Genomic DNA, 12,800 nt, shown 5'->3' with positions numbered 1-12,800 from the left:
GTTTGACGTAGGTGGAATTGTTCCGTTCACCAGATGAACGGTGGTCGCATAAACGCGGTATCACGTGAACGGGAAAAGGGGATGCCACCGCGCTTCCCCTTTTCAATCCCCCGCGGCCCCGCGGGAAATCGGTGCTTCGCACTGCGCTCACCTTCCGCACATTTGCCTGCGGTCGGCTCGACGCGCCTCTGGCCGCCATCCATGGCGTCCAGACCTTGTCATCTGCGCTTCGGTTCGCCGATTTCGAGCGGGGAACCTAACCCCATCGCTGCAAGACAGGTGTTAGCAAAAACTGTCTCATTGCTGAAAGGGCGCTGATGCCGGGTAAGCGCCAGCGCCATCCGGCATCGGCGTTATGCAAACATCCACTCCGTCGCCGCCACGCCATTGATCAATAACTGGCGTTTATCCCCCGCAGGCAGCGTCACTTTCAGCGCCTGCCAGGCCGGGCGATAATCACCGCGAGTGCGTACCTGTAAATTCACGCTGCTGCCGCTGCAAACCATTTCCCACTCCAGCCACAGTGCATTGCCATCTTTATATCCCCAGGACTCGCCGTCATCTTCAAACAACAGACCGTGGGAACGTCCCGTGCCTTTTAGCGGGAAGAGTTTCAACTCACGGGTATTATCCGCTTTGGCATCCACATGGCTAATGCGCTCGCTCATTGGCAATCCGGCACCGGCGCGAACCAGCAGCGGCAGCGTTTCCAGCGGTGCATCCAGCGTTACCCACTGACCCGGCGCATACCAGGCGCCGCTGTAAAAGTCATACCAGCCGCTATCATTGGCCGGTAACCACACGCGGCGTTCGCGCTGGCCGGGTTCAACCACGCTGGCGACCAGAATATCGCGGCCGAGCAGGAAGTCGTCGCACTCCTCAAACGTCTGTTGGTCATGCTCGTGATCGAGGAACGTCGGGCGCAGCATCGGTTCATCGTCGGCGTGCGCCTGCCACAGCAATGTGTAGAGATAGGGCAACAGGCGGTAGCGCAACTCAATGGCGTTACGGATCGCTGGCGTAATTGCCGGGTACATCCACGGTTCGTTGACCGTACGATCGTCGTTCCAGGAGTGGATGGTAAAGCGCGGATGCATCACGCCGTTCTGCACCCAACGAACGAACAGCTCCGCATCCGGTTTATCGCCGGAGAAGCCGCCAACATCGTGACCGACGTTATACAACCCGGAAAGGCTCATGCCGACGCCCATACGCGTGTTATAACGCAGCGTATCCCAGTTGGTGCGGTTATCACCGCTCCAGGTCTGCACATAGCGCTGCATCCCGGCGCAGCCGGAACGGGAGATCAGATACGGGCGTTTCTGCGGCGCAAAACGCTGCTGCGCTTCCATCGAGGCGCGCATCATCAGCAGCGGCATCACCGGGCGAATATGTTTGATGGCGATTTCGCGGCCAAAACCCTGGCAGCGCGCTTCGCCGTCCCACACTTCGAATTCATTATTATCGTTCCAGGTGGAATCAATCCCCATCTCCAGCAGTTGCGTGGTGACGCCTTCCTGCCACCAGGCAACGGTCTGCGGGTTAGTAAAATCGAGATGAGAACCTTCATCGTCCCAGAAGCTGGAACGTTCTGGCGCGTCGTTTTCCGAATCGCGAATAAACAGGCCTTTCTCCGCCACTTCGTTATAGCGCGGGTGATCCTGCAACAGGCAGGGTTTGATATTCGCTGCCAGCTTCAGCCCGGCCGCGTGAAACGCCTGGCTCATCACTTTCGGCTGCGGCACTTTGTCGTAGTTCCAGTTAAAGACGTAGCGCTTACCGTTAATCGAGGTATAGCCGGACGAGAGCTGGAACGAATCGCACGGAATGGCATGTTCGTCGCACAGGCGAATAAAGTTCATCAGCTGATTTTGTGCATCCGGCGCATCGGTGTAATGCATGGTCGAGCCGCTGTAACCGAGGCTCCATTTCGGCCCGAACAGCGTTTTCCCGGTCAGGCGGACAAACGCTTTAGTCACATCCAGTGCGCGCGCGCCGGTAAAAATGTAGTAATCGATATCACCGGCTTCGGCCTGCCAGCGGCGGTAAGCGGTGTGGTAGTTATCGATTTCATTGCCCAGATCCAGCCAGCAACTGCTGAGGTTGTCATAAAACAGGCCGTAGCTGATATCGTCCCGGCGCGTCAGGGTAAAGGGAATGTGCTTGTACAGCGGATCGGTGCTGGCGGCGTTATACCCCATCGCATCAAGGTTGCGCATTTCATAGCGCTGGCCGTTACGTTGCAGGTTGCCCGCTTTTTCACCAAGACCGTAAAAGCGCTCCTCTTTTTTACGGCTGAGATAGTGCGCCACGCCATCGCCATGCGCGTTCACCAGATAGGCGCTGGTAGGACGATCGCTCGCCAGCCACTGCCACTCGCCCGCCGCATTGCGGTAGTGCCACTCCAGCCACAGCGGCTGATGAACCGTCACGCGTAGCTGTGCACTTTCCACCACCAGCGTGTCGGCCTGCTGCGTCAGCGTCCAGTCGGGTAGGGTGAAGCCCGACACATCTTCGCGCGAGCGGCCTTCCCACGGCACATCTTCATGCGGCGCAATGCTCCAGGTTCTGTCCAGCGCCAGCTCGCCTTTGCGTTTTAGCAGCACGCGGAACAGATGCTCTTCCAGCACATACAGGCACAAGGTGTGTTGCCCGTCCACCAGCAGCTCAATGTGGTGAGCCGCCTGTTTTTGTAACGTCCAGTTCTTCAGCGTTTTCATTTCAACGATCCACAATCAGGCGCGTTTAGCGCGACGTTCAGCAATAAATGCCACCAGGAACAGAGCACCAATCAGGTCAAAGAAACCCATGGCAATAAACAGCGGATTGAAGCCAATCTTGTCGGCGGTTACGCCGATCAGCAGTGAAAAGAGGAAGCTGGCGATCCACGCCGCCGAGCCGCGCATGCCGTTTACCGTCGCCATCTGTCCTTTATCGAAGGACTCGACCACCAGCGCGCTCAACATGCAGGAGATGATCTGATGACCAAAACCGCCAATCGAGATCAACACAATGGTGATGTAGGGATCGCGCGTGATGGCAACCACGGCCAGCGAAATCATCAGGAATGCACCGGTCACGGAGCTGGCCACCACCGAGTTCACGCGGGTGCAGCCAAACCAGCGGGTATAGAGTTTGGTCAGATAACCGCTCGCCACGCTGCCGAGGTCAGCGGCGAGGAACGGCAACCATGCGAACATCGCAATCTGCTTCAGATCCATGCCATGCTCTTTCGCCAGATAGAGCGGCACCCAGAAACTCAGCACCGCCCATGCCGGTTCCGCCATAAAAGCGGGAATGGCAATACCGTAAAAGCGCTTGTTTTTCGATACGGTTTTCAGCGCAGTGAAGAAGGGGAGTTTCACCGCTGGCGGTTCGTTATCCTGCTGAATAAAGGTCAGCTCGTCCTTGCTCAGGTTCGGGTGTTTATCCGGATTATGGTAAAACGCCCACCACAAAATGACCCACACCAGCGCCAGCATGCCGGTAAACATAAACGCGCCCTGCCAGCCAAACGAAGCATGCGCGAAGTAGATAATCGGCGGTGCCAGCATCGCGCCAATCGAGAAACCGACGCCCGCCCAGCCCGCAGCGACCGGGCGCTCCGCTTTCGGGAACCACTCGCCGATGGTTTTGGCGTTGGCCGGCGTGGCAGCCGCTTCCGATGCGCCCATGGTGAAGCGCAGGAGCGCCAGATGTACCCAGTTGGCCGCGCCAGCGTGGAAAATACAGGCCAGCGCCCAGATAATGGCGCACATCATAAAGCCGACTTTCAGGCCGATGACATCAATCAGCCAGCCACACAATGGCTGGAAAATGGTGTAAGCGAGCTGAAAGGCGCCGACAATCCACGAGTACTGTTCGGTGGTGATGCCGAGGCTGCTTTTCAGTTCCGGCGCCAGAATGCCCAGCGAGTTACGGGTGATGTAGTTCACCGTCACGCCGAATAAAAACAGCACCAGCATCCACCAGCGTAATTTTTTCACTATCCGGCGGCTCTTACTGGCCGCCATTTCATTGTTGATTCCCTGGCTCATTCTTTTCTCCGCACATCGTTTTGTAGGGAAGTCGGGGGCGAGCCTTGCGGATTTGTTATACCGAAATGGTTCGCCAGAAGATTTTTTTCGTTTTTTGCCATCAAAATGCATACAACTAGTATGGAAGTTGTACGACAGGTTTACGTTAGGTGAGAAAAATGCGCCGCTAAAGCGGATTTTGTGCAAGGATTCTCATCAGTGACGGCAGATATGCGGCAAACTCTCATTCATGCCATGAATAACAAGGTTTAGGGCTCATGAAAATTTTCCCATTCAGCAAATGGAGCGAGATCACAGAATGGATAAAAAGCTAAAAATCAGTGAAATTGCCCGCCGCACCAACCTGTCTACCAGTACCGTTTCACGCGTGCTGGCCGGTAAAGCAAACACCAGCGAGCAGGCACGAAGCGCGGTGCTCGCCTGCGCCCGTGAGCTGGGCGTAATGGAGGGCATTGCTGCCGGGCGTCTGTTGCTGAATAACCTGGTGGTTTTTGCGCCGCAGCGCGCTTTTGATGAGCGGTCCGACATCTTTTATTACCGCGTGATCCAGAGCATCAACAAAGCGCTCGATTCTCACGAAGTACGGCTGCGCTATTGTGCGCTGGAGGAGCTGGACAGCGACGCCGGCACGTTTCTTGGCAGGATGCAGGCTGCAGAAACGCAGGCCGCAATCCTGCTCGGCATTGACGATCCGCACATTCACGATCTGGCAGCAGAGAGCGGTAAACCCTGCGTATTGATCAACTGCCGCGACAGGCGGATGCGTCTACCGTCGATCGCGCCGGATCACCGCACGATTGGCGAATTTGCCGCACGATATCTGTTTGATATGGGCCACCGCGACGTGGTGACGGTGATGTGCCTGCGCCGCTACACCATGGATCTGCGGCTGGCGGGGATCAAAGATGCCTGGCTGCAAGAGAATTTGCGCTTTAACAGCAAGCGCAATTTGATCACGGTTCCCAGTTTCAGCGCTCGCGAAGCGCAGCAGCGAGTGGGCGAATGGCTGGATGACCCGGCGCATAATGTGCCGCCCACGGCTTTTCTCGTCAGCGGGGATTTTATGGCGGAAGGCACGGTGCGCGCGTTGCAGCAGCGCGGTTTGCGCGTGCCGCAGGATATCTCGGTGATGAGTATCGATGCCTTTAACCTGGCGGCCATTCAGGATGTTCCACTGACGGCGGTGCATGTTCCGCGCGATGAACTGGGCGTTGAAGCGGTGCATCTGTTGCAGCAGCGGTTGATTCGTCCACAGGCGGCGATCGGTTCGCTGCTGTTGAACGGCACGCTGGTGGTGCGGGAATCGGTACGGCGGATACGTTCGGGACAGCAACGCACCGCCGTTGAATGGCAGGGGCTATACGACGCTTAAACGTCGATACCCAGCGCGCGTTTACCATGCGCATTCAGATCAGCAAGCGTAAAGCGGCCTGTCCAGTCGCTTTCGTAGTTCTCGCGCGGGAAATCCCCCGGCGATGCGCCGTGCTCCAGCGCCACTTTCACCTTGCGGGCATAGGCGAGGTTCTTCTCGCACAGCGGCGCGGCGGGGATATACATCACGTTCCCCCAGCCCTGCTGGTTTTCCACCGGCGCGACCGAGTGGATAACATCGCAGTGCCACCACACGGAATCACCGGCTTCCAGCGCCGGAATGCTGCTCAGCGCCTCAATCAGCAGCGGGTGCCACTTCTCTGAAACCGGCAGAACGCGGCCCGGCGCGACGCCGCACAGCTCATCCTCCGGCACATCGTCAAGCAGCGGACGCAGCAGGATATACGCCATCGCCTCCGGGATCGGCACCACGTGCAGCAATCCCTGGCCGGGGATCATGTCCGACAGCGCCGTCCAGCCCTGGAAGGTGCGGAACACCGAGCATTTGGTGGTGTTATCCACCGTGTACTCTTCCACCTCGGTGCGATGCGCGGCATCCCATGGATCGTACTCTTCCAGTTTGCCGTTAAACACGTTGGCGAACACGCGCTGGTAAGCGGGCAGTAACCAGCGCTCCAGCGCGCCGGAATCGGTATGCGCGCCAAGCCCTTTTGAGGTGGTACCCGGCGGGCGGCGGCGGATGCGATCCGGGTAGATGACGCTGACATCCGGGTCGAACCACTGGCGGCCTTCGCTTTCGAAACGCCACAGGCGATTGAGGAACGATTGCACCGCCGCCATTTCATTGCTCTGCCGCGCCTGCATCTGCGCCTGCGACCAGTAAATCGGGTAGATTTCCGGGCGCGACGCTTCCAGCGTGCCGAAGAAGCTGTCGCCCGGGCCTTTATACACATCGTCAAAATGGTTGGCGTCGAGATAATCCAGCATTGCTCGATCCCAGCCCAGCGCCCGATCGCGCGGGAAGTGGCCTTTGATCACCGCGCAACCGCGCTGTTTAATCAGCGCCCGCTGCGCGTCGCTAACGCGGCCCTGCGCAATATCGGCGTAAGGGATTTGTGGCCAGACCGATTCGCCGCGCGCTTGCAGCGCTTTGATCTCTGCGACACGGGTGGCAATCTGCTCGCTCAGGCGGTTAAAGACGCTTTGCACGTCGCCGATCTGCGCGCGCAGTGCCTGTTTCATCTGACGAATCGACGCTTTGTGATCGGCAGGCAAGGTCTCGCTGGTAAACGTCATGTGAACCTCTCAACTTTCATTCGAAAGAAATTAAACTTACAAGTGATAATCTAAGTTAAAAATAAGTTAATGCAAGTTTAAAAATTTGATGAGCAGCACAAAGGGAAAAAAGAGAGAAGAGCAGGGGCAGGGGAAAAGCTGGAGCGGGCGCTCCAGCGGGAGATTAGCGGTCGAACGGTGCGGTATTATCGAGCACGGCCTGAATCACATTCAGCGCGCCCTGATGATTGTTGTCATCGGTCTGATGGCGGGCGATGGCTTTAATGGCATCACCGGCGTTGCCCATGGCGAAGGAGAACTCCGTCATCCGCAGCATTTCAGCGTCATTACCGCTGTCGCCAATGGTGACGCACTGCTGCGGTGACACTCCCCAGCGTTTAAGCAGGCGGGTAATGCCGTTGGCTTTATGCAGGCCGGGGATAATCAAATCAACGAAGCCAAAACCGCTGGTGACCGGCTTCATAATGCCATCAAGCGAGACATGCAGTTTATCGATCAACTGCGGAATCTCGCTGTCAGGTAAGTTCAGCGAGAACTTAAACAGCGTGTCGTCAATCTTCTGGAAATCGCGCACCGGTTTTAAACGGTAGTAGTGCTTTGACATCAGATCGACAAATTCGGCCGGGGCGTTCTCGCTTACGTAGGCGCTTTCCAGCCCGCAGGCGACAAAGTTCAGGCTGCTGTCTTTTAACAGTTCGCCAATGACGACCTGCGCTTCGTGACGGGTCAACTCACCGTGGAACAGTTGCTGGCCATGTTCATACACCAGCGCGCCGCTTTCGGCGACGAAACAAATCGTCTCTTTCAGCTCCGGGAAGAAGGAGATTAGCTGGTAATACTGGTTGCCGCTGGCGACCACAAACTCAATACCGCGCTGCTGAAGTTGCTGGAATTGCGCCATAAACCGCGTGCGATCGTACTGCTTGGCGTCATCAAGGAAAGTTCCGTCCATATCAGTGACGATAACTTTGACGGTCATATACTGCGCTCCTGAATATTTTTGTAACGAACAATATTCTAGAGACAATGTGAGCTGATGCACAAATTTTATTTCATTCGAAAGTAAACCGTCGTCTTTCGAACCGCAGGTGCGTTGGCTGCGGCGGCGCGCCATCCTGCCATTCACAATCCATAGGTTAAAGGGGAAGGGAGTACCGGTAGCGGCGTTATGTATATTGCCGGACAAGCGTAGCGCCGTCCGGCAATCACCTTACAGGGTGTGTTCGGTACGGGCGATAATATCGTCCTGCGCATCCGGCGACAGGGCGGTGAAGAACGCCGAGTAACCCGCTACGCGCACCACTAAATCGCGGTACTGATCCGGATGCTTTTTCGCTTCCAGCAGCGTCTCGCGCGAGACAATGTTGTACTGAATATGCCAGCCCTTATGCACTTCAAAGAAGGTGCGCAGCAGCACCATCAGTTTCTGCTTATCGCTCTCGTTTTGCAGCGTTGCCGGGTTCAGTTTCTGGTTCAACAGCACGCCGCCGAGGATCGCTTCGACCGGCAGTTTACCCACCGAACTGATGACCGCCGTCGGGCCGAGATGATCGGTACCGGAAGCGGGACTTGCGCCTTCCGCCAGCGGGGTGTGCGCTTTGCGGCCATCCGGCGTTGCCATGGTGGCGGCACCAAACGGCACGTTGGCGGAAATCGACGACGTCCCGGCGTAGTAATTGCCGCCAATCGGGCCGCGACCGTAGCGCGGATTATGGTACTGTTTCAGCTCGTCGATATAGGTCTGATAGGCGCGCACCAGCAGGTTATCCACGCTGTCATCGTCGTTACCGTATTTCGGCGCGCTGTTCACCAGCCGCTGGCGCAGTTGTTCGTGCGTCAGGCCGTCAAAATCCGCCGCCAGCGCTTCTGCCAGTTGCTGCTGGCCGATTACGCCCTGATCAAAGACCAGTTTTTTCACCGCCGCCAGGCTGTTGCCGAGGTTGGCGATCCCGACCTGTAAACCGGAGACCCAGTCATATTTCGCGCCGCCCTGTTTGATGCTTTTCGCCCGTTCGATGCAGTCGTCAACCAGCGCCGAGCAGAGAATATCCGGCACGTTCTCTTCCAGCATGGTATCGACGACATACTCGATCTCGATGGATTTACGGGTGTAATAGCGGATTTGCCGATCCCACGCCTGCATCACTTCATCAAATACCGCAAAGTTACCGGCGGAAAGCGCTTTGCTCTGCGGCAGGAAGATCTTGCCGCTGGTGGCATCGCGACCGCCTTCCAGCGCGGCCAGCATCACGCGGGCGAAGTTGATAAAGCTCATGCCGGTGCAGCGGTAGCCCCATTTGCCGCCGACCGCGGTTTCGATGCAGCCAATCGCGGCATAGTCGTAGGCATCGGCCGTTTCGACGCCCAGTTTGATAAATTCCGGGATCACAATTTCGTCGTTATTGAACGCTGGCATGCCGAAGCCGCAGCGGATCACCTGCACGCAGGCGTCGAGGAAGTCATTGCTCATCCCGGCGTGGTAACGCACGCTCAGGTTCGGCTGCGTGGAGCGCAGACGACCGCAGGATTCGAGGATCGCATACGACAGCGGGTTTACCGCATCCTGCGCTGCGCCGTTAATCCATTGCTGCCCGCCGATAGTGACGTTCTGGTACAGCGGGCTACCCGCCGACGCTTTCGAGTGCGAGCCGGAACGGATCTTGTTCACTTCCAGCAGCTTCAACCAGCAACTGTGCAGCAGCTCGATGGCATCTTCCCGTTGCAGCGACTGCTGCAGTTCAACATCGCGGCGGTAATAGGGATAAAGATACTGATCCATGCGGCCGAACGAGACCGAGTGGCCGTTGGATTCAATCTGCAAAATCAACTGGATAAAGTAGCAAAGCTGCAACGCCTGCCAGAAAGTTTTCGGCGGTTCATGGGCAATAATCAGGCAGTTTTCCGCCATCGCCAGCAGTTCGTCGCGGCGGCTTTGGCGCGTTTCTGCACCGGCCATTTTCCGCGCCAGATCGGCAAAGCGCTCAATATGCAGGCTCACAGCCTCAAGCACGATATCGATCGCTTTCAGGAACTGGTCACCGTGCAGATCGTCAAGCACCGTCAGGTTGATGCGCGTGCGGCGTTCATCCACTTTGTGCCGCAGACCATCCAGCCCTTTCTCCAGCAGCAGCGGGAAGTTGACGGCGAGGTGCGCATCACCGGAGGTCATATTGCCTTCGGCTTTAATAATGCCAGTGTCGAGCAGCGCTTTTTGTTCGTCGGTAAACATGCCGTAGCAACGATCCTGCACCGTCTGGCCGCGCCACCACGGGCAGATCTCATGCAGTATGCGCTTGTTCTGTTCGCTGACGGCAAAACCGGCACCGGGGCGATCCGCCAGTTCGTCGATCTCTTTTTCAATCCACGAAACGGTGTATTCCGGGAAGATCGGTGCGGCGCGAACTTCGCTGGCCTGGTTGCCGATAATCAACTCGTCATGCTTGATCCAGATTGTGCGCTGCGCCAGATGGTGCGCCAGCGCCAGCGCGCGACGTACCGGCAGCGGTTTATCCATATTCTGCCGATAAATCTGAGTGTAATGGCGGGCACGCTCGGTGCAGACCGGCGGTTTAACGATGTGGACCAGCGCCGTTTTATGCGCTTTGATGCGGTCAGTCAGCGTGTTCAGTTGCAGTGTGGTCATGGTGTTATCCTCGTAATGTCGCCGTCAGCCCTTTCTGGCTGGCAAAATCCTCGGCAAACGCCAGCAGTTCTGGGGCGTCGAGCGGCTTTTCAGGGGCGGTGTAGGGTTCGCCAAGCAGGTGATACTTGTTCATGCCCAGCGTGTGATAAGGCAAAAAATGGATGTCGCTGACGTTCAGCTCGTCGGCGGCAAAGGTGGTAATGGCTTTGATTGACGCTTCGTCAGCGTTAAAACCGGGGATCAGCGGCACGCGGATAGTCATCTTTTTTCCCGCCTGCGCCAGCCGTTTCAAATTGTCGATCACGCGCCTGGCTGATCCTCCGGTCCACTGGCGAAACGCAGCCTCATCAACGTGCTTCAAATCCGCCAGAAACAGATCCACATAAGGCAGGGAAGGTTCGATATAGCGCCACGGCACATGCAGGCAGGTTTCCACCGCTGTATGAATACCCTGCTGGTGGCTGCTTTGCAGCAGCGCCTGCGCCAGTTGCGGATTCATAAACGGTTCGCCGCCGGAAAGGGTGATACCGCCACCGCTGCGCAGGTAAAAGGGTTTATCGCGCAGCACTGTGGCCATGATTTCATCAACGCTTTGCGTTTCACCGCAGACGCTCAGCGCCTGAGTCGGGCAGCAATCGGCCAGGGCGTTAAGCTGCGCATCGTTTAACTTTTCCCGGTGGATCAGCAAACCGTTCAGCGCACGCTCAATCACCTGCGGCGCGGCCTGCTGACACAAATCGCAACCGGCAAGGCACAGACGCTCATCAAACAGCAGGTCGCGCGTACGGGCGCGGCTTTCCGGGTTCTGGCACCAGCGGCAGCTCAGCGAACAGCCCTTCAGAAAGACCACCGTACGAATGCCGGGGCCATCATGGGTGGAATAGCGCTGAATATTGAAAATCATAACCTGCCTCCGTTGTTTCATATGAATAGTAAATTACTTTCGAATGAAAGTTATTTTGATAAAAGTCAACTCTTCGGCAGGTTGTTGCGTGATAGCGTTAAAGCATGCGAAAACTCACACTTTCAGGTGAAAACGATGGAACTCTATCTTGATACCTCGGATGTCGCGGCAGTGAAGAAACTGGCGCGTATCTTCCCGCTGGCGGGCGTAACCACAAACCCCAGCATTGTTGCCAGCGGCGCAATGCCGATTGAGAAACTGCTGCCCGCCTTGCATGAGGCGCTGGACGGTCGCGGGCGGCTGTTTGCCCAGGTACTGGCGAATGATGCTGCCGGTATGGTGGCCGAAGCGCGTAAGCTGCGGCAAATGGTGGCCGATCTGGTGGTGAAAGTGCCGGTGACGGCTGAAGGGCTGGCGGCGATTAAGTGTTTAAAAGCGGAAGGTATTCCGACGCTCGGCACTGCTGTTTACGGCGCAGCGCAGGGATTGCTGGCGGCGCTGGCGGGCGCGGAGTATATCGCGCCGTATGTTAACCGTGTGGACGCGCAGGGCGGCGATGGAATTCAGACTGTGACGGAGTTGCAGCGCCTGCTCACGCTGCATGCGCCGCAGTCGAAAGTGCTGGCGGCGAGCTTTAAAACACCGCGCCAGGCGCTGGATTGCCTGCTGGCGGGCTGCGAATCGATTACCTTGCCGCTGGATGTGGCGCAGCAGATGATTGCTGCTCCGGCGGTGAGTGCGGCAGTCGAGAAATTTGAACAGGATTGGCTGGCGGCCTTTGGGCGTGCCACGCTGTGAGTGATAAGCCGGGTGGCGCAGCGCCATCCGGCCATGGCTTCAGCCGCCGCATACCTCGCAGGCAGGATTTCGCGGCAGTTTCATTTCGCGGAACTGGCAGGTCATCGCATCATACATCACGATTTTCCCCGCCGCTGGCGTGCCATAGTGCGCCAGCACTTTTATCGCTTCCATCGCCTGCAACGAACCAATCACGCCCACTAATGGCGCCATCACCCCGGCTTCCACGCAGGTCAGCGCGTTTTCGCCAAACAGGCGGCTCAGGCAGCGGTAGCAGGGGGTATTCTCTTGCCAGGTAAAAACGCTGATCTGCCCCTCCATCCGAATGGCCGCGCCGGAAACCAACGGCACTTTATGCTGAAAACAGCCCGCGTTGAGTTGATTGCGAATGGCGACATTATCGGTGCAGTCCAGCACCAGGTCATGGGCGGCAATCTGCGCGAACAGCGCCGCTTCATCCAGCAGCCCATTGATGGCGGTGTACTGCACGTGCGGGTTAATGCGCAGCAGCGATTCGCGGGCGGAATCCACTTTCGCCGCACCGATATCCGCATCGCCGTGCAGGGTCTGGCGTTGCAGATTGGAGAGCGCCACGGTATCAAAGTCGAGCAGCGTCATCTGCCCCACGCCCGCCGCCGCCAGATACTGCGCGGCAGCGCAACCCAGACCGCCCAGGCCAACCACCAGCACGCGGGCGGCTTTTAACCGCTCCTGACCGTCAAAATCAAAACCGCGCAGAATGATCTGCCGGTTGTAGCGCATCATCTCCGCGTCGCTGAGTTCGACCATC

General features: G+C 57.5%; 9 protein-coding genes. 2 read left to right on the top strand and 7 right to left on the bottom strand.

Translation table 11 applies throughout. The features are described from left to right. Positions 1–353: 353 nt before the first annotated feature. Positions 354–2,720, bottom strand: a complete 2,367-nt coding sequence (locus AWR26_RS17295; protein WP_064567669.1) for a glycoside hydrolase family 31 protein — start codon at positions 2,718–2,720, stop codon at positions 354–356. Between the two features lie 15 nt (positions 2,721–2,735). Then, entirely contained in the window at positions 2,736–4,037 is a 1,302-nt protein-coding gene (locus AWR26_RS17290; protein WP_064567667.1) for an MFS transporter, read from the bottom strand. A gap of 298 nt (positions 4,038–4,335) precedes the next feature. On the opposite strand from AWR26_RS17290, the gene AWR26_RS17285 reads away from it, so the two are divergent. Then, entirely contained in the window at positions 4,336–5,409 is a 1,074-nt protein-coding gene (locus AWR26_RS17285) for a LacI family DNA-binding transcriptional regulator (protein WP_064567665.1), read from the top strand. On the opposite strand, the gene AWR26_RS17280 is transcribed toward AWR26_RS17285, so the two are convergent. From AWR26_RS17280 to AWR26_RS17265, 4 genes are all read right to left on the bottom strand, one after another. Beyond that, positions 5,406–6,665 carry a DUF1479 domain-containing protein gene (locus tag AWR26_RS17280; protein ID WP_064567663.1) on the bottom strand — a complete coding sequence of 420 codons (1,260 nt, stop codon included), beginning with the start codon at positions 6,663–6,665 and terminating at the stop codon, positions 5,406–5,408. The two genes, AWR26_RS17285 and AWR26_RS17280, sit on opposite strands and share 4 nt — an antisense overlap. A gap of 163 nt (positions 6,666–6,828) precedes the next feature. After that, on the bottom strand, positions 6,829–7,644 hold the full coding sequence (locus AWR26_RS17275) for a Cof-type HAD-IIB family hydrolase (protein ID WP_064567660.1): 816 nt from the start codon (positions 7,642–7,644) through the stop codon (positions 6,829–6,831). Between the two features lie 231 nt (positions 7,645–7,875). Beyond that, complete coding sequence (locus AWR26_RS17270; RefSeq protein ID WP_064567658.1) at positions 7,876–10,308, bottom strand: formate C-acetyltransferase/glycerol dehydratase family glycyl radical enzyme; 2,433 nt, start codon at positions 10,306–10,308, stop codon at positions 7,876–7,878. 4 nt (positions 10,309–10,312) lie between these two features. Beyond that, entirely contained in the window at positions 10,313–11,212 is a 900-nt protein-coding gene (locus AWR26_RS17265; RefSeq protein ID WP_064567656.1) for a glycyl-radical enzyme activating protein, read from the bottom strand. 135 nt (positions 11,213–11,347) lie between these two features. Between AWR26_RS17265 and fsa the strand changes: the two genes are divergently transcribed. Then, positions 11,348–12,010: a fructose-6-phosphate aldolase gene (gene fsa / locus AWR26_RS17260; protein WP_064569048.1), complete on the top strand. Its 663-nt coding sequence runs from the start codon at positions 11,348–11,350 to the stop codon at positions 12,008–12,010. Between the two features lie 39 nt (positions 12,011–12,049). Here the strand turns inward: fsa and moeB are convergent, their stop codons facing one another. After that, entirely contained in the window at positions 12,050–12,799 is a 750-nt protein-coding gene (gene moeB / locus AWR26_RS17255; protein ID WP_064567654.1) for a molybdopterin-synthase adenylyltransferase MoeB, read from the bottom strand. Position 12,800 lies beyond the last annotated feature (1 nt).

The organism is Kosakonia oryzae, assembly GCF_001658025.2.
GTDB classification, from domain to species: Bacteria; Pseudomonadota; Gammaproteobacteria; order Enterobacterales; family Enterobacteriaceae; genus Kosakonia; species Kosakonia oryzae.
Note: the sequence above shows the minus strand (reverse complement) of the source record. Positions and strands in the feature narration are given on the sequence as shown.